We start from the raw sequence: 23,293 nt of genomic DNA on the forward strand, positions 1-23,293 counted from the left end.
TTCAAGATGCCGTTACGGACCCTTGAGACCTGGCCCCACGGCGCAATCATGCTGGATGCAGAGCACACACGATTCGCGTTGTGGGCGCCAGATGCGTTTTACGTCAGTGTCGAACTGGAAAATGGACAGTCCTTGCCGTTGTTGCCTCAGGCCGACGGCTGGTTCGTGATCAACACCCACTGCCCGGCGGGTACGCGCTACCGCTTCAGCATCGATGGTGAACTGGAAGTGCCCGACCCGGCGTCACGCGCCCAGGCAGGCGACATCGACCAGCCCAGCGTGGTGGTCGATTCGCTGGCCTATGCGTGGCAACACACTGCCTGGCTTGGGCGGCCATGGAACGAAGCGGTGATCTACGAACTGCACGTGGGTGCACTCGGCGGTTTCAGTGCCGTCGAGCAGCATCTGGCGCGGCTGGTCGAGCTGGGCGTCACAGCGATCGAACTGATGCCCATCGCGCAGTTTCCCGGCGAGCGCAATTGGGGTTATGACGGCGTCCTGCCGTTCGCGCCCCAAGCGTCCTATGGTTCGCCCGAGCAACTCAAGCACCTGATCGACACCGCCCACGGTCATGGCCTGGCGGTGATTCTCGACGTGGTGTACAACCACTTCGGCCCGGACGGTAATTACCTGCATCGCTACGCCAAGGGCTTTTTCCGCGAGGACCAACACACGCCGTGGGGCGCCGCCATCGACTTCCGTCGTCGCGAAGTGCAGGACTTCTTCATCGAAAACGCCTTGATGTGGCTGTTTGAATACCGTTTCGACGGCTTGCGCCTGGACGCAGTGCATGCCATCGCAGACCCGGATTTCCTCCCGGACCTGGCCCGTCGGGTGCGCGAACAAACGGCACCGGCGCGGCATGTGTGGCTGATGGTAGAAAACGAACACAACCAGGCCAGCCTGCTCGAACAGGGCTACGACGCGCAATGGAACGATGACGGCCACAACGCCCTGCATGTGTTGCTGACCGGTGAAACCGATGCCTATTACGCCGACTACGCCGACAACCCCACCGAACAACTGGCCCGTTGCCTGAGCCAGGGTTTCGCGTTCCAGGGCCATCTCAACCGTCACGGCGTGGCACGCGGTGAACCGAGCGGGCATCTACCGCCGAGCGCTTTCATCCTGTTCTTGCAGAACCATGACCAGATCGGCAACCGCGCCTTCGGCGAGCGCCTGCATCAACTCGCTCATCCGCAGGCGTTGCGCGCGGCCACGGTATTGCTGCTGTTGTCGCCAATGATCCCGCTGCTGTTCATGGGCGACGAGTTCGCTGTCGAACAGCCCTTCCTGTTTTTCACCAGCCACCACGGTGAACTGGCGAAGCTGGTTCGTGATGGCCGGCGCAATGAATTCGCCGCGTTCAGTGCCTTTGCCGATCCGCATCAGCGTGAACACATTCCCGACCCGAATGCCCCACAGACATTCGAAGCCTCCCGCCCTGTCCTGCCCGAAAAGGGCCGCTCGCAGATGCACGAGCTGTATTGCCGGCTACTACAAATCCGTCACCGTCTGATCATCCCGCACCTGGCCGGTGCCTTGGCGCTGGGCGCCGACGTGCTGGCCGAAGGTGCCGTCAGCGCGGCCTGGCGCCTGGGCGATGGCAGTCAACTGCGCATTGATCTGAACCTCAGCGAGCGGCCGGTAGTCCACACATCACAAGCGGGTGCCACACGGGTGTTTGCAGTCCCGCCCGAGAGCGCCGATCTGTTGGAACAAGGCACCCTTGCCCCGTATTGCGCGCTCGTCAGCCTCACCGCCGCAGCCCCTTTGCTACCTCGTTTGGAGAGCGTCCATGAGTGATGCGCAACTGGAAATCCTGGCCAGCCGTGCCGGCCTCGCGGTCGATTGGATCGATGCCAACGGCCGCCCACAAAAAGTTGCACCCTCTGTATTGCGCAATGTGCTGACCGGTCTTGGCCACCCGGCCGGCAGCGCCCAGGAAATCGACGCCAGCCTGCTCCAATTGCAGGCGGTACAACAGACCCACCGCTTGCCGCCCTTGATGACCGTCGATTTGGGTGCGGGCCTCGACCTGGCGCGCTATTTCGAGCCTCAAACGCCGTGCGAAATCCACCTTGAAGACGGCTCGCGGATCAGCCTGAAGCTGGACGCCGACGCCTTACTGCCGGGCCTGATCCCGGTCGGCTATCAACACGTCAGCATCGACGGTCAGACCTTTACCCTGGCCGTGGCCCCGGCCCGTTGCTACAGCGTGGCCGATGCCGTGGACAATCCGATCCCGCGGGCCTGGGGCCTGAGCGTGCAACTGTATGGCTTGCGTCGCCCGGGCGATGGCGGCTTTGGTGACACCCAGGCACTGGAAGACCTCGCCCGGGTCGCCGGTGAACGTGGCGCCGAGGCGCTGGCGATCAGTCCGCTGCACGCGATGTTTTCCAACGACACCCAGCGCTACAGCCCTTACTCGCCGTCCAGTCGGTTGTTTCTCAACAGCCTTTACTGCGCGCCGGGCACCATCCTCGGCGAACGCGCGCTGCGCACCGCCATTGATGCCACGGGCCTGGCGATTGAGCTCAAGACGCTGGAAGAACGTCCGCTGATTGACTGGCCGGCCGCCGCCGAAGCCAAGCACCGACTGTTGCAGGCCCTGTACGACGGCTTTGTCCAGGGTGAACACCCGCTGCATGAAGACTTCAGCAGTTTTCGTCATGCCGCTGGCGAAGCGCTGGAAAATCACTGCCGCTTCGAAGCCATGCAAGAGGCCCGCGTCGCCAACGGTGAAAACCCGGACTGGCGCGAGTGGCCCGAACCCTGGCGCGATCCGCGCAGCGCCGAACTGGCGGCGTTTGCCGAAGAGAATGCCGGGCGCATTGGTTTCTTTGCTTTCTGCCAGTGGCTGATCACCCGTTGTCTTGAGCGCGCGCAAACTGCCGCCCGCGCCAGTGGCATGAGCATTGGCCTGATCGCCGACCTCGCAGTCGGCGCCGACGGCGGCGGCAGCCAGGCCTGGAGCCGTCAGGACGAATTGCTCGCCGCCCTCACCGTCGGTGCGCCACCGGATATTCTCAACCGCAGCGGCCAGGGCTGGGGCATCTCCGCGTTCTCCCCCGAAGGCCTGGTGCGTAACGGGTTCCGCGCCTTCATCGAAATGCTGCGGGCCAATTTCGCCCATTCCGGCGGCTTGCGCATCGATCACGTCATGGGCTTGCAGCGGTTGTGGGTGATCCCTAACGGCTCGCCGCCGGCCGACGGTGCCTACCTGTATTACCCGGTGGACGACCTGCTGCGTTTGCTGACCCTGGAGTCCCATCGTCACCAGGCCATCGTCCTCGGCGAGGACCTCGGCACCGTGCCCGATGGCCTGCGGGACAAACTCATCGCCCGCTCAATGCTCGGCATGCGCGTGTTGTTGTTCGAACAGGACAACACCCTCTTCAAACCGATTCTCGACTGGCCCGACAACGCCCTCGCGACGACCAGTACCCATGACCTGCCGACCCTCATTGGCTGGTGGCATGGCCGCGACATCGACTGGAACGCCCGGCTTGGCCTGGTCGACGCCAGCGGTGAAATCGAATGGCGCCAGCATCGCGAGCGTGAGCGCGAGGGCCTGCGCCGAGCCTTGAGCCAGGATCCGCAAAACTTTCGCGAAGAGTCCCACGAAGCCGACCAGGTGCTCGATGCCAGCGTACGCTTCCTCGGCCACACCCGGGCGCCGTTGGTGCTGTTGCCACTGGAAGATGCGCTGGGCGTCGAACAGCAGGCCAACCTCCCCGGCACCATCGACACGCACCCCAATTGGTCGCGGCGCCTGCCGGGCTACAGCGAAGCCCTGCTCGATGGGGACGATGCCGCACGGCGTCTGGAACTGCTGGCCTGTGCGCGCCTTCAGGCAGCCGAGCGTGATCGATGATTCCAATGCCAACCCGCCCCCTTCGCGCCACGTTGCGCCTGCAGTTTCACAAAGGCTTCACCCTGGAAGATGCGGTGCCGCTGGTGCCGTATTTTGCCCGCCTCGGCATCAGCCATGTCTACGCCTCGCCGCTGTTGCGCGCCCGCGCCGGGTCGATGCATGGCTACGATGTGGTGGACCCGACCCGGGTCAATCCGGAGCTCGGCGGCGAAGCGGCGCTGCGCAGCCTGGTCAGCGCCTTGCACGCGCAAAACATGGGGTTGATCCTCGATATCGTGTCCAACCACATGGCCGTCGGCGGCAGTGACAATCCCTGGTGGCTGGACCTGCTGGAATGGGGGCGCCTGAGCCCCTACGGCGAGTTCTTCGACATCCAGTGGCACTCCCCGGACCCACTGATGGAAGGCCAGTTGCTGCTGCCATTCCTGGGCAGTGACTATGGCGTCGCGTTGCAGGACGGCACCTTGCCTTTACGCTTCGATGCCTGGCACGGCACCTTCCATGTCGAGCATTACGAGCACCGCTTTCCTATTTGCCCCAGCAATTACGGCGAACTGCTCAAGAGCGCTACGCCGCTCGATGCGCTACAGGCCGAGCAACTCAAGGCCCTGGCCGACCGCTTCAGCACCCTGAGCTACCAGACCGACGCGCATCACCTGGCCGTTGCGCTGAAAACCGAACTGCGCGATCTGGTCAGTGAGCCGGCCATTGCGCAAACCATCGAGCAGCACCTGAACAACTACGATTCACGCAGCGCCGAAGGCTTCCAGCGCCTGCACAACCTGCTGGAGCGCCAGAGTTATCGCCTGGCCAGTTGGCGCACCGCCGCCGATGACATCAACTGGCGGCGCTTCTTCGATATCAATGAACTGGGCGGCCTGCGCGTCGAACGCCCGGCGGTGTTTGAAGCGACCCACGCGAAGATCTTCCAACTGGTGGCCGAGGGGTTGATCGACGGGTTGCGCATCGATCACATCGACGGCCTCGCCGACCCGCGAGGCTATTGTCGCAAATTGCGTCGTCGGGTCGATAGCCTGACCGCCGGCCGTCACTTGCCTATTTATGTGGAAAAGATCCTTGGTGAAGGCGAAACCCTGCATCGCGACTGGTCGGTGGACGGCACCACCGGCTACGAATTCATGAACCAGTTGTCGCTGTTGCAAACCGAGCCGCAAGGCGCGCAGGTGCTGGCCGAACTCTGGCAGCGCCACAGCGAGCGGCCGTCGGACTTCTCCCAGGAAACCCAACTGGCCCGCCAGCAAATTCTCAATGGCTCGCTTGCCGGCGACTTCGAAAGCGTCGCGCAGGCCCTGCTGCAAGTGGCGCGGGACAACCTCATGACCCGCGACCTGACCCTCGGCGCCATTCGCCGCGCATTGCAGGCGTTGATCGTGCATTTCCCGGTGTACCGCACCTATATCAGCCCCCTTGGCCGTTCGGCCCAGGACGAGGCGTTTTTCCAGCAGGCCATGGACGGAGCCCGGCAAACCCTCGGCGAGGCGGACTGGCCGGTACTCGATTGTCTCGCCGGCTGGCTCGGGGGCGAACCTTGGCGGCAGCGCCCGGCCGGACGTCCGCGCAAACGCCTCAAGCATGCCTGCGTGCGCTTCCAGCAACTGACTTCGCCGGCGGCGGCGAAAGCGGTCGAAGACACTGCGTTCTATCGCTCAGCCGTGCTGCTCTCACGCAATGACGTGGGATTCAGCACCGAGCAATTCAGTGCGCCCGTGGCTGATTTTCATCAGGCCTGCATCGAGCGTCTGCTGACCTTCCCGGATAATCTGCTCGCCAGTGCCACCCATGACCACAAGCGCGGTGAAGATGCTCGCGCACGGCTGGCGATACTGAGCGAACGCAGCACCTGGTATGCCGACCAGATCGGCCTGTGGCGCGCCCTCGCCCGGCCGTTGCGCCAGGACGAACAGGTGCCGTCGGCGGGCGATGAGTTAATCCTGTATCAGGCGATCCTCGGCAGCTGGCCGCTGGAGTTGAGCCTCGATGATCGGCCGGCGCTCGAGGACTACGCCCAGCGCCTCTGGCAGTGGCAGCGCAAAGCCCTGCGCGAAGCCAAGTTGCAAAGCAGCTGGAGCGCGCCCAATGAGCCCTATGAGCAAGCGAGCGAGGCCTTCATCCAGCGGCTGTTGCTCAGCTCCGAAGGCGAGTTGTTGCGCGCCGCCCTCGCCAAGGCTGCCCAGGCGATTGCCGTACCCGGTGCGCTCAACGGATTGGCGCAAACCTTGCTGCGCATGACTGTACCGGGGGTGCCTGATCTTTATCAGGGCAACGAGTTCTGGGACTTCAGCCTGGTCGACCCGGATAACCGTCGGCCGGTGGATTACCTCCGTCGTCAGCAAGCGTTGCAGGCATCAACGGAACTGCCGGAACTATTGGCGAACTGGCGTGACGGGCGCATCAAGCAAGCCTTGATTGCGCGCACCTTGAACCTGCGTGCCGAGCATGCCGAGCTGTTTCGGCATGGCAATTACCAGGCCCTGGAAGTGGTGGGCAGCGAAGCCCATCGAGTGCTGGCTTTTGTCCGTGAACGGGAGGGAAAACGCGTCATTGTGATTGTGCCGGTACGCTGTGCAGAGCTGCTGGAAAACGGTGCCGAACCGCAAGTCCCCGCGCCGCAGTGGGGCGATACCCGGGTCAAATTGCCGTTCACCAACCCGGACGAAAATCTGAAGGGACTTTTTTCCGGCACCGCAGTCACAAAAAACAGGGAGCTGCTGATCAGCGCCGCGCTGGGGGATTTCCCGGTCAACCTCATTATTCAAACTGCCCACACTTGAGTTCAGTTCAGGAGTATTGCGATGAGTACCGACGATAAACGCATCCGCGAGTTCGCGTATCAGATCTGGGAGTCCGAAGGAAAGCCTGAAGGTCACGAAGCGCGCCACTGGGAGATGGCGCGCAAACTGGCCGAAGCCGAAGCCCTGGCACCGAAAAAGTCTGCAAAGGCTGTTGCCAGCAAGACCGCACCGAAAGAAACCGCCGAAGCGAAACCTCGCCCTGACAAGACGCTCAACGGCAAGACCGCCGCGGCGAAGTCCAAGGCCAAACCGGCGGCGGCTTCGAAAGTGATCCCACCGGGCGAAAAAACCGCCGAGAAAAAACCCCGCACCGCACGAAAACCGCCGACGGTTTGATCAGGGCTGATGGCCCTTTCACGGGCAAGCCCGCTCCTACAGTATTTAAGGGTACTCACAGTTCCTTTGTAGGAGCGGGCTTGACCGCGAAGAGGCCGTCACATCCAACATTGAGAGTGCCTGACACCCCGTTTTCGCATGCGGGCGCCAACAGGTAGCCGCCGCTTACAGGAGTACCTATGACCAATGCTAAGAAAGCCGCGCCTGCCGCGCCCGCCCCTCGTGCCGAAGCCACGCGGATCCGCGAAGGCCTGCCCTTTCCGCTGGGTGCTACCTGGGATGGGCTGGGGGTTAACTTTGCCCTGTTTTCCGCCCACGCCACCAAAGTTGAACTGTGCCTGTTCGATGACACCGGCGAGGTCGAGCTCGAACGCATCGAGCTGCCGGAATACACCGACGAGATCTACCACGGCTATTTGCCCGACGCCCATCCGGGGCTGATCTACGGTTATCGAGTCTACGGCCCGTACGACCCGGCCAACGGCCATCGCTTCAACCCCAACAAATTGCTGATCGACCCGTACGCCAAGCAACTGGTCGGCAAGCTGAAATGGTCCGAGGCGCTGTTCGGCTACACCATCGGCCACCCCGACGCCGACCTCAGTTTCGATGAACGCGACAGCGCGCCCTTCGTGCCCAAATGCAAGGTCATCGACCCGGCGCACACCTGGGGCCACGACCATCGCGTCAGCGTGCCGTGGGACAAAACCATCATCTATGAAACCCACGTGCGCGGCATCAGCATGCGCCATCCCTCGGTCCCGGAAAACGTGCGCGGCACCTTTGCCGGGTTGATGGTCGATGACGTGGTCGAGCACATCCGCAAGCTCGGTGTGTCGACCGTAGAGCTGTTGCCGATCCACGCGTTCGTCAACGACCAGCATCTGTTGCACAAGGGCATGACCAACTATTGGGGCTACAACAGCATTGCGTTCTTTGCCCCCGACCCGCGTTACCTGGCCAGCGGCAAGATTGCCGAGTTCAAGGAAATGGTCGCGCACCTGCACGAAGCCAATCTGGAAGTCATCCTCGACGTGGTCTACAACCACACCGCCGAAGGCAACGAACAAGGCCCGACCCTGTCCATGCGCGGCATCGACAACGCCTCCTACTATCGCCTGATGCCCGATGACAAACGCTTCTACATCAACGATTCCGGCACCGGCAACACCCTGGACCTGAGCCACCCGTGCGTGCTGCAAATGGTCACCGACTCCCTTCGCTACTGGGCCACGGAAATGCACGTGGACGGCTTCCGTTTCGACCTGGCCACCATCCTCGGGCGCTATCACGACGGTTTCGACGAACGTCACAGTTTCCTGGTCGCCTGCCGCCAGGACCCGGTGTTGCGCCAGGTCAAACTGATCGCCGAGCCGTGGGACTGCGGTCCCGGCGGTTATCAGGTGGGTAATTTCCCGCCGGGCTGGGTCGAATGGAACGACAAGTTCCGCGACACCGTGCGCGCGTTCTGGAAAGGCGACGACGGGCAACTGGCAGACTTCGCCAGCCGCCTGACCGCCTCCGGCGCGATGTTCAACGAGCGTGGCCGTCGCCCCTACGCTTCGGTCAACTTCGTCACCGCCCACGACGGCTTTACCCTCAACGACCTGGTGTCGTACAACGACAAGCACAACGAAGCCAACGACGAAAACAACCAGGACGGCAGCAACAACAACCTGTCGTGGAACCACGGCGTCGAAGGCCCCACCGACGACCCCGAGATCAATGCCCTGCGCCACCGGCAAATGCGCAATTTCTTCGCCACCCTGCTGCTGGCCCAAGGCACGCCGATGCTGGTGGCCGGCGACGAGTTCGCCCGTACCCAGGACGGCAACAACAATGCGTATTGCCAGGACAGCGAAATCGGTTGGGTCAATTGGGACCTGAGCGAAGACGGCAAGGCCCTGCTCAAGTTCGTCAAACGCCTGATCAAGTTGCGCCTGGCTTATCCGATCCTGCGTCGCGGACGTTTCCTGGTGGGCAATTACAATGAGGACATCGGCGTCAAGGACGTGACCTGGCTGGCGCCGGACGGCACGGAGATGACCACCGAGCACTGGCACGATGCGACCAATCGCTGCCTGGGCATGCTGCTCGACGGCCGTGCACAAGAAACCGGCATTCGCCGCAAAGGCGCCGACGCGACGTTGCTGCTGGTGGTGAACGCCCATCACGACATCGTCAACTTCCGCTTGCCGGAAGTGCCTGACGGGGTTTTCTGGACGTGCATGATCGACACCAACCAGCCGTCGATTCGCGGTCAGGAGCGCTTCGAATTTGGCCACGAGTACTCGGTCACCGGCCGTTCGCTGCTGTTGTTCGAGTTGCAACATGAGGAAGAAGAATAACGAGCGATTCTGCGCGCCACTGCCGTAGGGCGGAAAAATCACTCCGTACAGACTGGCGACGCGACGAATAGCCAGACATGAGCAATACTCGATGCGCGACACGCCAGGGTTGGGTTTGTCGCCATCGTATCCACCCGCCCTCAGGGGTCTGCCGGGCTCGTCTCGCGCAGGACTGAAGGCGACGCAGAACAAGGACGTATCCACCATGAAATCCGTTTCCTTCAGCGAAGCCAGCCTGCCCGCGCAGATCTGGAACAGCGCCCCGCAACTGGACAATATTCCGGTCATCAACACCCAAGCGCTGGTACCCGCCGGCGCACGCGCGGTCCTGATCGCCCCCCATCCCGGCGACGAGGTCGTGACCTGCGGCGGCCTGCTGCAATTGCTCAGCAATCTCGGCCACCCCTTGCAATTGATCTCGCTCACCGACGGCAGCGCCAGTCATCCGGGGTCGCAACAGTGGTCGGAAAAACGCCTCAGCGTATTTCGCCCCCAGGAGAGCGTGGAAGCCCTGCGCCGGCTCGGCCTGCCGATGCACAGCCTGAAATGGATTCGCGGCGGCTTCACCGACAACGCACTGGTCGAGCGTGAGGAACAGATCACCCACTTCATCGCGCGCTACCTGCGCCCCGGCGATGTAGTGTTCAGCACCTGGTGCGAGGACGGCAACGTCGACCACGACACCGTGGGCCGCGCCTGCGCCAAAGCCGCGGCCAGCGTTGGCGCCACCTACAACGACGTACCGTTCTGGGCCTGGCACTGGCCGGCGCGGGACGGCGAACTGATCCCCTGGCACCGTGCGCGCAAAGTGCGCCTGGACACCTGGACCGTCGCCCGCAAAAGCCACGCCACCCACGCCTACGCCAGCCAGCTTGACGGTGAACCGGCCATCGGCCTCGCCCCTTCGTTGCCCCGATCGTTGCTGGAGCGCATTCGCCTGCCTTATGAAATCGTCCTGGTGTGAACGCGGTGCCATACAGACTGAACTGCCTGCCGTCGCATCAGTCGCATGCATAGGCAACCCCCTGAATCAGAGGAGTGATTGTGACCCGTCATTCAGAACGGCAGGCAGACGAATCAAGGTCGTTGAACACCCCGGCGGCGATTCATCGGCTTCGTGTGCTAACGGTCAACACCCACAAGGGTTTTACCGCACTCAACCGACGCTTCATTCTTCCCGAGTTGCGCGAAGCGGTGCGCAGTACGTCGGCCGATCTGGTGTTCTTGCAGGAAGTGGTCGGCGAGCACGACCGTCACTCCTCGCGCTACAACGATTGGCCCACAACCTCGCAGTACGAATTTCTCGCCGACAGCATGTGGAGCGACTTCGCCTACGGACGCAACGCGGTGTATCCCGACGGCCACCACGGCAATGCCCTGTTGTCGAAATACCCGATCCGCGAATACCGCAACCTCGACGTCTCCATTACCGGTCCCGAACGCCGCGGCTTATTGCACTGCGTGCTCGATGTGCCGGGGCACAATGAGGTGCATGCCATTTGCGTTCATCTGAGCCTGCTGGAGAGTCATCGCCAGTTGCAGTTGCAGTTGCTCTGCCAACTGCTGGAATCCCTGCCTGACGAGGCGCCGGTGATCATTGCCGGCGACTTCAACGACTGGCAACTGCAAGGCAACGCCGCCCTGGCCCGTCGCAACTACCTGCACGAAGCCTTCGAGCGTCACCATGGGCGCCCGGCCAAGACCTACCCCGCCCGGTTTCCCTTGCTGCGCCTGGACCGCGTCTACCTGCGCAATGCCAGCAGCCACGCCCCGCAAATACTCGGGCACAAGCCGTGGACGCACCTGTCTGATCATTTGCCGTTGGCGGTGGAAGTGCATCTCTGAAGCCTTGCCCTTCGGCGAAAAACGCTGTGAAACCACCCCTACCTGTAATTTCTGACAGTAGCCACACTCAATCCGTGCCTGCTACGTTGGTGATGCCCTGCCCTTGCAGGCAGGGGCAGCCGAACCTGGCTATTGCCGACGCCCGAAAAAGCTTCGGACGTTGATCCCATCGCGGAGGCGAGCATGGCGTTTTCGACAGACCTGCCCAAGTACCGTTTCAGCACCTGCGCCGTCTCGCTCTGTTTATGCATGGGCTGGCCATTTCCCGCCCACGCGGCCTGCACGCTTACCCCCACCGCCGGCAACGACAACCTGGTATGCGACAGCGGCACCAGCGGGCCACTGACCGACCTGTCGGGCAATAACACCCTGACCTTTCCAGTCAACGGCAGCGGCAGGGTCAATGGCAACGTGACTTTCGGTGCAGGCGCCGACACATTGAACATGGCGTCCGGCATTCTCGCCGGGGCCGTGGATCAGGGTGATGGCTCCGACAAGTTCACGATCAGCGCCGGGCAAGTGACCGGCGCGGTTAACCAAGGCAACGGCATTGATAACTTTGTGATGACCGGCGGAAGCATTCAGTCGCTGGCCCAAGGCGACGGCCGTGACACTTTCCTGATGACCGGTGGGACCATCGTCGGCGCCTTCGAGGATGGCGACGTTGCCAAAATGACCGGTGGCACCATCGGGCGGGTCGACATGAAACTCGACAACAATATTTTCGACCTGTCCGGTGGGCAGATCCTCGGCAATCTGGTGACCGGGCTGGGAAACGACACCATCATCGTTTCCGGTGGGCGAATTGGCGGCAACATCAGTGTCAGCAACGGCAACGACAGCATCACCGTCACCGGCGGCGAAATCGTCGGCGAGATCCGTGCTGGCAATGGCGATGACACGCTGGTGTGGGATGGCGGCGGGATCATCCGCTCGCAAATCCTCTTGGAAGCCGGCAATGACAGCGCCACTCTGCGCAATCTCACCGACAGCACCCTCGCCCTCACACCGAGCCTCAATGGCGGCGTTGGCAATGACTTGCTGACTTTCGATCACACCACGTCGTCCGGCGCCGCTCGTTACATCAACTGGGAAACCGTCAACCTGATCAAAGGCTCGCGGTTCGATCTGGATGGCAACTTTCAATTGGGCGACAGCAGCAGCGGCACGGGCGTGTTCAATGTCGACGCCAGCAGCACGCTGACGTCAGCGCAAGGCAGCATCAGCCCGATCACCGCAGGGCAGCTCGCGACCTTGAATAACAGCGGGACCATCGATCTCACCAGTGCTAATACACGCACCAATGACACCCTGACGGTGAAGGGCAATTACGCGGGTAATGGCGGTCAATTGCTGTTGCAAAGCGCCGTCGGCGATGACAGTTCTGCCAGCGACAAACTGGTGGTCAACAACGGGACCCTGACCGGCAACACGCTGATCAGCGTCAGCAACGTTGGGGGCCTGGGCGCCTTGACCCAGCAAAACGGTATTCAACTGGTGCAGGCCCAAGGCACGGCGGTGAGCAATAACACCGCGTTCGCCCTCAAGACCCCGGTGTCGGTGGGCGCCTTCGATTACCGCCTGTTCAAAGGCGGGATCACCCCGGGCAGCGAAAACAGTTGGTACCTGCGCTCTTCGGTAGTAGCGCCACCCGTGGTCGCCGTCGCCAATCCTGACCCCGCCCTGCCGCCGACGCTGGTGCCCATCGTCGCGGTACCGGTGGCCGCGCCGGTGGTGGTCACTTCCACGGTCAATGGGACCGGGCCGGTTGTAGGCTCCCCAGAAACTGTCGTGGCCTTCAAGGCCCCGGTGCTACCCGTCGCCGTACCCGGCGCCGCCCCGATCCCCTTGTACCGCGAGGCCGTGCCCACCTGGTCGGTGCTGCTGCCCGCGGCCGCACAATTGAGCCTGTCCGCGTTGGGTACCTTTCATGACCGTCAGGGCGATCAGCGCCTGTTGACCGAAACCGGCACCCTCAGTGCCGGGTGGGGCCGGGTCTACGGCAAGAACCTCGACCAGACCTGGGCCGGCACCGTCACGCCCAGGCTGGATGGCTCACTCAACGGCTTTCAGGTCGGCAATGACCTGTTCAGCTCCGAGTTGACCAGTGGACAGACCCAACGCAGCGGATTCTTCATCGGCCACAGCCGCCTGCAAGGCGATGTCGACGGTTTCAACCAGGGCTTCGAAGGCAAGCGCTCCGGCAACGTGGAGCTCAAGGGCGACAGCTTCGGTGCCTACTGGACCCTCATCGACCCCGCCGACGATTATCTGGATATCGTGGCCATGTACACCCGGCTCAATGGCAATAACCGTTCCGAAAGCGGTCTGAAACTCGACAACGATGGCCATGTGACGACCCTCTCGGCAGAAGTCGGCTACCCGATTGCGCTGGCCGGCAACTGGGTGGTCGAACCCCAGGCCCAGGCGATTTATCAGAAGGTCAGCCTCGACAGCCAGGACGACGGCATCTCCCATGTCTCATTCGATTCCGACAGTGCCTGGACCGGCCGCGTCGGCGCGCGCCTCAAAGGTCGTTACGAGGTGGGCGGACGGCCGCTGGAACCCTATCTGCGCGCCAATATCTGGCACACGTTCACCGGCACCGATACGGCCATTTTTGACCATGTGGATCAAGTGGACACCCAGCAACGCACTTCATCTGCCGACCTCGGTATCGGCATGGTGTTGAGTGTCGCGACTTCGGTCAGCGTGTACGCCGGCCTGGATTACAGCAGCAATATCGACAGCAACCAACAACGGGGAACCTTTGGCAACGTAGGCGTCAGGGTAAGCTGGTGAGACTTGAAAGTCGCTCTAGTCAGAGGTTTTTTTGACGATTTTTCGAACAAACAAGAACTTAGAGACACGCCATAAATCAGTCACTTAAATGATCCGAAATAGCAATACCACTTATCGGCCATTTTCTTGACGCAACCTAAGCGGTCCTCTTGACTTCACGTTACTACCCCCGAATTACCACCAGGACCAGCCTCAGGCACCCGTAAAAACGGGCAGCCCCCTGGCGTGCCCTAATTCATTCGGTCGCCCCTCATTCGGGGTAGGAGAGGCGCCACAGCGAGATACCGCATGCGATTGCAAGGTAGACCCCCATGAAAACCTCTCTCACCCCACAAGAGATCAAAGTCACTTTTTGCACTGTGTCGAGTTCACTCCTGCTGTGTTCCACTCTGGAAGTGCAAGCCGCCCCAGCCGAGCAAGAAACCTCCCCGTGGTACCGGCAGGACATCCCGACACTCAGTTTGTCTACCCTCGCAACATCATATACCGGTCAATTAAGCCCCCAGCCTGACTTGCGAAATTCGAACCTCACCACCGAAGATGCCGCCCCGATAGCCTGGGACCAACTCTACGGCCAGCCTTCTCGCCAAGCTCAAACCGACTTCTTTTCCCAGGGACTCGCCGTCCCCGGTACCCACGAACTCAAAGGCCCGGCCATCCTCACCCTGCAAAGCGCCAGCGGCCACACGCAGAGTTTCGGCTTGGTGGGTGGCACGAACCAATTCCAGCTCAACAGCAATGGCGCACAAATCTCGCCACTGATGTCTGACCCCAACAGCGACACACTCAACCTCCAGGGCCAAAGCCTCGGTGCCTACTGGAGCCTGACCGGCCCACAAGGCTGGCACCTCGACCTGACCGCCAGCGGTGGCCGAGTCAGTGGTTTCAGCCGCAACGAGCAAGGCACCCGGCAGGCCACAGAAGGCAGCGCGATGACGCTGTCGGTGGAAGGCGGATTCCCGATCGGCCTGGGCGAAAACTGGATCATCGAACCCCAGGCCCAAGTGATCAGCCAACGCATCACCCTCGACACCCCATTCGCCGGTTCCGGCAATGCATCGTCCACGGACCTGACCTCGTGGAGCGGTCGCGTCGGTGCGCGCTTGAAAGGCAGTTACGACATCAGTGGCCTGCCCGTCGAGCCCTACGTGCGAACCAACTTGTGGCACACGGTGTATACCGGCAACACCGTGACCCTCGATCAGGTCGACAAGATTTCCAGCAGCCGCAATTCCTCAACCGTCGAACTGGGCCTGGGCCTGGTCGCCAGGGTGACGCCGACGGTGAGCCTGTACGTCAGCGCCGATTACAGCAGCGACGTGGACGACAACGACTTGAACGGTTTGATTGGCAGCCTGGGTGTGCGGATGCGTTGGTGAGAGCGGCGGTCGGGTTGGACCCTTCGCGAGCGGGCTCGCTCCTACACTGGATAAGTATCAGTGTAGGAGCGAGCCCGCTCGCGAAAGGCAGCACCGCCGACTTGAGATCAGCCCTGCGGCCTTAACATCAACACCGCCAACGGCGGCAAATTCAACACCAGCGACAAAGCCTGCCCATGGCTCGAGGTTGCCTGCGCCGTGGCCCCGCCACTGTTGCCGTAGTTGGACCCGGCGTAAATCGACGAATCACTATTGAACACCTCGCTCCACTGCCCGGCAAACGGCACCCCGACGCGGTAAGCTTCTCTCGGCACCGGCGTGAAGTTGGCCACCACCAGCATCGGCTTGCCGTCCTTGCTCCAGCGCAGCCACGCATAGACGCTGTTGATCGCATCATCGCCGATCAACCACTGGAAGCCCTGCGGCACATCGTCCTGCTCGTGCAGCGCCGGCTCTTCGCGGTACAGGCGATTGAGGTCGCCGACCAGTTTTTGCACGCCCTTGTGTTCGGAGTACTGCAACAGGTACCAGTCCAGTTGCTGGTCGTGGTTCCACTCCCGCCACTGGCCAAACTCGCAGCCCATGAACAGCAACTTCTTGCCCGGATGCGCCCACATGAAACTCAGGTAGGCCCGCAGGTTGGCAAATTTTTGCCAGCGGTCGCCCGGCATCTTGTCGATCAGCGAGTGTTTGCCGTGCACCACTTCATCGTGGGAGATCGGCAGGATGAAACGCTCGGACCACGCATACATCAGGCCAAAACTCAGTTCGTTGTGGTGATGGGCGCGGTAGACCGGGTCCTGCTGGATGTAATGCAGCGAATCATGCATCCAGCCCATGTTCCATTTGTAGGCAAAGCCCAGGCCACCCTGTTGCGTGCTTTGGCTGACACCCGGCCACGCGGTGGATTCCTCGGCGATTACCAGCGCGCCGGGCGCTTCGAGGGCGACCACGTCGTTGAGGTGGCGCAGGAAGTCGATGGCTTCCAGATTCTCGCGCCCGCCATAGCGGTTCGGTACCCACTCGCCGGCCTTGCGCGAGTAGTCGCGGTAGAGCATCGAGGCCACGGCATCGACCCGCAGGCCGTCGACATGGAAATGCTTGAGCCAGTGCAGCGCCGACGCCAGCATGTAGCCGTGCACTTCGGTGCGACCGAGGTTGTAGATCAGCGTGTCCCAATCCTGGTGGAAACCTTCCTGCGGATTGCCGTACTCGTACAGCGCCGTGCCATCGAACTGTGCCAAACCGTGAGTGTCGGTCGGAAAATGCGCAGGCACCCAATCGAGGATCACCCCGATTTCGGCCTGGTGACAGGCGTTGATGAACGCGCCGAACTCGTCGGGCGTGCCATAGCGCGCACTCGGCGCGAATTGCGACAATAGCTGATAGCCCCAGGAGCCACCGAACGGGTGCTCCATGATTGGCATCAATTCAATATGGGTGAAGCCCAGTTCTTTGACGTAGGGAATCAAGCGCTCCGTCAGTTCCGGCCAGGTGTACTGGCGGGCCACTTCGCCTAGGTCATCCAGCTCGCATTGCCAGGAACCCGCGTGCAATTCATAGATCGACAAGGGCGCCGTGACCCGCTGGCGGTCGCCGCGGGACATCATCCAGTCCTGGTCCTGCCAGTCGACGTTCAGGGGCGAGGCGACTTTCGAAGCGGTGTCCGGTGGCAGGCTGGTGGCCAGCGCCAACGGGTCGGCCTTCAATGGCAAGATGCCGTGGGCACCGAGAATTTCGTATTTGTAGGCATCGCCGGCTTGCAGGCGCGGGATGAACAACTCCCAGACACCCGTGGGATGACGCAAGCGCATCGGATGGCGGCGCCCGTCCCAAACGTTGAAATCCCCTACCACCGAGACCCTTCGGGCATTCGGCGCCCACACGGCGAAACGCACGCCGTCGACGCCGTCCACGGTTTTCAACTGCGCACCGAGGCACGAACTGAGGTCGCGGTGATTGCCTTCGGCAAACAGATACAAGTCCATTTCGCCCAACAAGGGGCCGAAGCTGTAAGGGTCTTCGGCGGTCTGTTCACCGCCGGCCCAACGGGTGCGCAGCAGATAGGACTGTGCACGCTCGAAGTGCCCGACAAACAAACCCGGCGTCTCTGTAGCCTCCAGTTGTCCGAGCTCTTCGCCGGAGTCCCTGGCCAGCACCTGCACACTCAACGCGCCAGGCAGATAAGCGCGGATGAACTGCCCGCCGGCACCATCACCATGCGGGCCGAGAATGGAAAACGGATCGATATGTTCGGCGCGCACCAGGGCGTCGATATCCCGCGCGCCAAGTAGCAGCGCTTCTTTGTGATCACCCTGTTCCTTGTTCGAGACACTCATGACTACTCTCCACCAAGATCGGAAAAGGGTTTAAGCCCACTCAATAATCCATATAAGCCGTGCAACGGCACGGGCAACCAGGTGGGGCGATTTTCCGCCTCATAGGCCACTTCATACGCCGCCTTCTCCAGGCCGAACAACGCCAGCGCGGCGTCCTCGCCCTCGGGATCTTGCCATGCATGGCCAAGACTAGCTGCCGCCAGCCGATAGGCGTCGAGAAATGCTTGTCGCGCCTCACTTAAATAGCGACCAGTGACCCGTACACGGGCCGCATCGGCCGCCGCCGTGTTATCGACGTTGTGCACGTTGATCGCCATGGCCGCGGCATAGTCGAAGGAACGCAACACACCGCTGACATCCTTGTACGGGCTGTGTTTACCCCGTCGTTCATGCAATGGCCGCGCCGGTTCGCCTTCGAAGTCGATCAGGTAGGCATCACCCTTGATCACCAGCACTTGCCCCAGGTGCAGGTCGCCATGCACGCGAATGCGCAGGCCACCGGCGGCTTTTTTACCCAGTTCCTGAACATGGCCGATGATGGCTTTCCTGTTGTCCAGTAAATGGCTGACCAGGTTCTGGTCCGCCGGGTTCAACTGATTTTTATGCTGTTTGAGCAGGCTCAGCGCGCGCTCGATTTGTGTAGCGACATCCTTGGCCGAAGCCAGCGCTTCCTTCGGCGTGGTGACTTGCGGCAGGAAGTCCGGGTTGGCACTCGGCGCCGCCAGCACCTGATGCATTTCACCCAGGCGCTGACCGAGCATAGCGGCGAAATCTTTCAGTTCGCCGAGCGCGTTGTAGTGTTGCTCCTGCTCGGATATGACGTCGGCCAGCTCATCGCGCAGTGCCCGTTCGAGGTTGTTCTGTGTCCACTCCCAGGCATCGCCCTGATTGTTCAAATAGCCTTGGGCAATCATCAGCAGGTTGTCCTGCCCCGCCGCATCCCGACGCACCACGGCACCCAGCAAGGGCGAAATGTTGCTGAAGCCGGCCTCGGTCAGGTACGCACTCATTTCCAGCTCAGGGTGCACACCAGAGGCGACCTTGCGAATCAGCTTCAGGACCATGCTGTTGCCAATGACCACCGAACTGTTGGACTGCTCGGCCGACAGGTAGCGCACCGGCGACTCGGCATTGAGGCCGAGTTTTTCCAGCTCTGCCGTGGCCTCGAAACGAATCTCGCCCTCACTCGACGACAACACCGTGCCGGCCTGAATGCCTTGCAGTACGGCATGCACAAAGGTTTCCAGGCTGAAGGCGTCGGTGATCAGGCCGACCTGGCGTCCGCGACGAACCCGTGACAGCGCCAATTGTTGTGGCAACGGCGTACCGACCTGATCCTCGGAGATAAAACCGAACGGCAACTGGTAGCGACTGGTCTGGCCCCCGCTGGTGACATTGATCTCGCTGAACAGCACCGGATGCTGGGTATCGCCGAACCGCACGCCATAGGCCAGTTCGACCTTTTCGATGGCGGCGTCCTTGCCGGCGAACCATCGGCGATTCTGCAACCAGTTCGGCAAAATGCCCTGCTCCAGCGTGGTGCGTGACGGCGCCTCGAGCAATTCTTCCATGCGCTTTTTCAGTACCAGCGTGGTGAAGTCCGGCAGGCTTTGCGCCGGCTCCACGTGCCAGCTCGGCATCTGGTTTTCGGCGGCGAGGCCGAACCAGTAAAAGCCGTAGGGCGCCAGGGTCAGGAGGAAACTCAACTGGCCGATGGGCGGGAACGCGTTCCCGCCGAGCATCTCCACCGGGACCATGCCGACGTACGCCGATAGATCCAGCTCGGCAGCCTGGGCACTGCGCGAGACGTTGGCCACGCACAAAATGATTTCGTATCTGCCGTCCGCACCGGTGTATTCACGGGTATAGGCCAAGATCCGTCGGTTGCTCGGCGAGAGCATTTTCAACGTACCGCGCCCGAAGGCCTTGGACTGCTTGCGCACGGCGAGCATGCGCCGGGTCCAGTTCAGCAGCGAATGCGGGTCACCCGCCTGGGTTTCGACGTTGACCGACAGGTAGCCGTATTGCGGGTCCATGATCGGCGGCAACACCAAACTGGCAGGGTCGGCGCGAGAGAAACCGCCGTTGCGGTCGATCGACCATTGCATCGGCGTACGCACGCCATCGCGGTCGCCGAGGTAGATGTTGTCGCCCATGCCGATTTCATCGCCGTAATACAGGGTCGGCGTGCCGGGCATCGACAGCAGCAGGCTGTTGAGCAATTCCACACGGCGTCGGTCACGTTCTACCAACGGTGCAAGGCGACGGCGAATCCCCAGGTTGATCCTCGCCCGGCGGTCGGCGGCGTAGTAGTTCCAGAGGTAGTCGCGTTCCTTGTCGGTGACCATCTCCAGGGTCAGCTCATCGTGATTGCGCAGGAAAATGGCCCACTGGCAGTTGGCTGGGATATCCGGGGTCTGACGCAAAATATCGGTAATCGGGAAGCGATCTTCCTGGGCCAGCGCCATGTACATGCGCGGCATCAACGGGAAGTGAAAGGCCATGTGGCATTCGTCGCCGTTCAGGCCTTTTTTATCGGTGTCGCCGAAATACAGCTGGGTGTCTTCCGGCCACTGATTGGCCTCGGCCAGCAGCATGCGGTCAGGGTAGTTGGCGTCGATTTCGGCGCGGATCTTCTTCAGGACGTCGTGGGTTTCCGGCAGGTTTTCATTGTTGGTGCCGTCGCGCTCGATCAGGTAGGGGATCGCGTCCAGGCGCAAGCCGTCGATGCCCATGTCGAGCCAGTAGCGCATCACCGACAGCACCGCTTTCATGACTTGCGGGTTATCGAAGTTCAGGTCTGGCTGGTGGGAATAGAAGCGGTGCCAGAAGTATTGGCCGGCGACCGGGTCCCAGGTCCAATTGGACTTTTCGGTATCGAGGAAAATGATGCGGGTGCCGTCGTATTTCTGATCATCATCGGACCACACGTAAAAGTCCCGCGCCGCCGAGCCGGGCTTGGCCTTGCGCGCACGCTGGAACCACGGATGCTGGTCGGAGGTGTGGTTGATGACCAGCTCGGTGATCACCCGCAAACCGCGTTTGTGCGCTTCGGCAACGAAACGCTTGGCGTCGGCCATGGTGCCGTAGTCGCTGTGTACGCCACGATACTCAGCGATGTCGTAACCGTCGTCGCGCCGAGGCGAGGGATAGAACGGCAACAGCCAGATGGTGTTGACGCCAAGGTCGGCGATGTAATCGAGCTTGGCGATCAGGCCGGGGAAGTCACCGATCCCGTCGTTGTTGGAGTCGAAATACGATTTGACGTGAACTTGATAGATCACCGCGTCCTTGTACCAGAGCGGGTCCTTGATGAACGTGGCTGCCTTGGGTTTCTTCGCCATTTGAAACTCCTGTTCGATTCAAAAAAACCACCACAGAGCCAGGAAACTTTCGATGGGACGCCTACCGCCTGTAGGAGCCGGCTTGCTGGCGATAGCGGCGTGTCAGGCGCCATCCATGTAAATTGATGCGCAGCCATCGCCAGCAAGCCGGCTCCTACAGGTTTACGTTGCCCTCTCGCCAGGGGTGTCTGTGATGTATTTATGAGGTGGTAATGCGCCAAATCCCGAAGGGCTGGTACGCTGGGTCAATCCGCATGAACTGGTACTTGCCCTGCCAGGTCCAGCGATGGCCATTCATCAGGTCTTCGCCCTGGGTGCTGGCGTCGTCGGGCAAGCCCATTTCCCACAGTGGCAACTCGAAGCTTGCCTCCTGTACGTTGTGCGGATCGAGGCAGACCGCTAACAGAATGAAGTTGCTGCCGTCAGCACTGCGCTTGCCGAAGTACAGGATGTTGTCGTTCCACGCGTTGTAGACCTTCAGCCCCAAGTGCGTGTGCAGCGCCGGGTTCTGCCGGCGGATGCGGTTGAGCTGGGCGATCTCGGCAATGATGTTGCCCGGCGCATTGAAATCTCGCGGACGGATTTCGTACTTCTCGGAGTCGAGGTATTCCTCCTTGCCCGGTACCGGCGCCGACTCGCACAACTCAAACCCCGAATACATGCCCCACAGGCCCGAGCCCATGGTCGCCAGCACGGCGCGAATGAGAAAACCGGGCCGCCCGCAGTTGTGCAGGAACGCTGGGTTGATGTCCGGCGTATTGACGAAAAAATTCGGCCGGTAGCATTCGCGCCAAGGCGACTCGTTGAGTTCGGTGAAATAGGTCGCCAGCTCGGCCTTGGTGTTGCGCCAGGTGAAATAGGTGTAGCTCTGGGAATAACCGACCTTGCCCAGGCGAGCCATCATGGCCGGGGTGGTAAAGGCTTCGGCGAGGAAGATCACCTCGGGGTACAGCGCCCGGACATCGGCGATCAACCATTGCCAGAACGGCAACGGCTTGGTGTGTGGGTTGTCGACGCGAAAGATCTTCACGCCCTCCTCGACCCAGCCCACCACGATGTCGCGCAATTCTACCCACAAGCTCGGAATGGCCTCGGGGGCATAGAAGTCGACGTTGACGATGTCCTGGTATTTTTTCGGCGGGTTTTCGGCGTACTTGATCGTGCCATCGGGCCGCCAGTTGAACCAGCCCGGATGCTGTTTGAGCCAAGGGTGGTCCTGGGAACACTGGATGGCAAAGTCGAGGGCGATTTCCAGGCCATGGGCCGCCGCGGCAGCCACCAGTCGACGGAAGTCTTCGCGCGTGCCCAATTGCGAGTGAATCGCCTCGTGGCCGCCCTCCTCGCTACCGATTGCATAAGGGCTGCCCGGATCGTCCGGGCCCGCCGTCAGCGAGTTGTTCGGACCTTTGCGGTAGCTGCGACCGATGGGATGAATCGGCGGAAAATACAGCACGTCAAACCCCATGTCCTGGATCATCGCCAATCGCGAATGCACGTCATTGAACGTGCCATGTCGCGCCGGGTTGTCGGTGATCGAACGTGGGAACAGTTCGTACCAACTGGCGAACTGCGCCAGCTCGCGCTCGACATCCAAGGGGTACTCGGGACTGAGGCTCAGATAAGCGCGATGATCGACGCGAGCCATGAGGTCGGCGCTGTGCGGGTGCAAAAACAGTGCGATCTGCTCGGTTTCCAGCAACCCTGAGAGTTTTTGGTGCAGGGCCGCCAGTTGTTCACTGAGCTGACCGTCGCTGCGTTCGGCAGCCTGTTGCACTTGGATCCGTCCTTCCTGCAGTTCCAGGCTCACCGGCACCGCCGCCGCATGTTTCTTTTCCAGTTCGTAGCGAAAACTGGCGAACTGATCGATCCAGGCTTCGATGCAAAAGAGGTAACGGCCCTGTGTGTCGACTTGAAACTGCCCCTGCCAGCCGTTATTGCCCAGATCGTTCATCACTTCGCTGTGCCAGACGTCCTCGCCTTCGACCTGCCAGCGTACGCGCACCGCAAGCTTGTCGTGCCCGTCGGCGAACACCTTGGCCGTCACGACCACCTCCTGCCCCACCACGGCCTTGACCGCGAACTGGCCGTTTTCGAGGGTTGGCATGATGTTTTCGATGACGATACGCGGCAGCAACAGCGCCTGCGATAGCGGCATGTGCGGGTTGTAGCTCAGCTCAGTCGGATTTTGAGCCGTCATCGAGCCTCTCTCC

The 23,293-nt window shown here is 61.6% G+C and carries 12 protein-coding genes; 9 read left to right on the top strand and 3 right to left on the bottom strand.

Annotation, left to right across the window (positions count from 1 at the left end; genetic code table 11):
* The first annotated feature begins 6 nt into the window (after positions 1 to 6).
* The 9 genes from treZ (at position 7) to J1D76_RS18380 (ending at position 15,400) form a co-directional block, all read left to right on the top strand.
* Positions 7 to 1,806, top strand: a complete 1,800-nt coding sequence (gene treZ, locus J1D76_RS18340; RefSeq protein ID WP_421139681.1) for a malto-oligosyltrehalose trehalohydrolase — start codon at positions 7 to 9, stop codon at positions 1,804 to 1,806.
* On the top strand, positions 1,799 to 3,877 hold the full coding sequence (gene malQ, locus J1D76_RS18345; RefSeq protein WP_421139682.1) for a 4-alpha-glucanotransferase: 2,079 nt from the start codon (positions 1,799 to 1,801) through the stop codon (positions 3,875 to 3,877). The genes treZ and malQ overlap by 8 nt, the downstream gene beginning before the upstream one ends.
* The gene (locus J1D76_RS18350; RefSeq protein ID WP_421139683.1) at positions 3,874 to 6,669 is read left to right on the top strand and encodes a malto-oligosyltrehalose synthase; all 2,796 of its coding nucleotides are present in this window, start codon (positions 3,874 to 3,876) and stop codon (positions 6,667 to 6,669) included. The genes malQ and J1D76_RS18350 overlap by 4 nt, the downstream gene beginning before the upstream one ends.
* 21 nt (positions 6,670 to 6,690) lie before the next feature.
* A complete protein-coding gene (locus tag J1D76_RS18355) occupies positions 6,691 to 7,026 on the top strand; it encodes a DUF2934 domain-containing protein (RefSeq protein WP_421139684.1) in 336 nt (111 codons plus the stop codon).
* Positions 7,027 to 7,205: 179 nt separating this feature from the next.
* Complete coding sequence (gene glgX, locus J1D76_RS18360; protein WP_421139685.1) at positions 7,206 to 9,374, top strand: glycogen debranching protein GlgX; 2,169 nt, start codon at positions 7,206 to 7,208, stop codon at positions 9,372 to 9,374.
* Between the two features lie 205 nt (positions 9,375 to 9,579).
* Positions 9,580 to 10,338 carry a PIG-L deacetylase family protein gene (locus J1D76_RS18365; RefSeq protein ID WP_421139686.1) on the top strand — a complete coding sequence of 253 codons (759 nt, stop codon included), beginning with the start codon at positions 9,580 to 9,582 and terminating at the stop codon, positions 10,336 to 10,338.
* An 80-nt stretch (positions 10,339 to 10,418) separates the two neighbouring features.
* Entirely contained in the window at positions 10,419 to 11,219 is an 801-nt protein-coding gene (locus J1D76_RS18370; RefSeq protein WP_421139687.1) for an endonuclease/exonuclease/phosphatase family protein, read from the top strand.
* A gap of 183 nt (positions 11,220 to 11,402) precedes the next feature.
* Positions 11,403 to 14,021 (top strand): autotransporter outer membrane beta-barrel domain-containing protein, encoded by a 2,619-nt coding sequence (locus J1D76_RS18375; protein ID WP_421139689.1) that lies wholly within the window; start codon positions 11,403 to 11,405, stop codon positions 14,019 to 14,021.
* Between the two features lie 311 nt (positions 14,022 to 14,332).
* The gene (locus tag J1D76_RS18380; RefSeq protein ID WP_421139690.1) at positions 14,333 to 15,400 is read left to right on the top strand and encodes an autotransporter domain-containing protein; all 1,068 of its coding nucleotides are present in this window, start codon (positions 14,333 to 14,335) and stop codon (positions 15,398 to 15,400) included.
* Between the two features lie 107 nt (positions 15,401 to 15,507).
* On the opposite strand, the gene glgB is transcribed toward J1D76_RS18380, so the two are convergent.
* From glgB to J1D76_RS18395, 3 genes are all read right to left on the bottom strand, one after another.
* Complete coding sequence (gene glgB, locus J1D76_RS18385; RefSeq protein WP_421139691.1) at positions 15,508 to 17,739, bottom strand: 1,4-alpha-glucan branching protein GlgB; 2,232 nt, start codon at positions 17,737 to 17,739, stop codon at positions 15,508 to 15,510.
* Positions 17,740 to 17,741: 2 nt separating this feature from the next.
* On the bottom strand, positions 17,742 to 21,083 hold the full coding sequence (gene treS / locus J1D76_RS18390; protein ID WP_421139692.1) for a maltose alpha-D-glucosyltransferase: 3,342 nt from the start codon (positions 21,081 to 21,083) through the stop codon (positions 17,742 to 17,744).
* Positions 21,084 to 21,282: 199 nt separating this feature from the next.
* Positions 21,283 to 23,280 carry an alpha-1,4-glucan--maltose-1-phosphate maltosyltransferase gene (locus J1D76_RS18395; protein WP_421139693.1) on the bottom strand — a complete coding sequence of 666 codons (1,998 nt, stop codon included), beginning with the start codon at positions 23,278 to 23,280 and terminating at the stop codon, positions 21,283 to 21,285.
* Positions 23,281 to 23,293 lie beyond the last annotated feature (13 nt).

Source organism: Pseudomonas sp. NFX15, from assembly GCF_049132105.1.
GTDB lineage: Bacteria > Pseudomonadota > Gammaproteobacteria > Pseudomonadales > Pseudomonadaceae > Aquipseudomonas.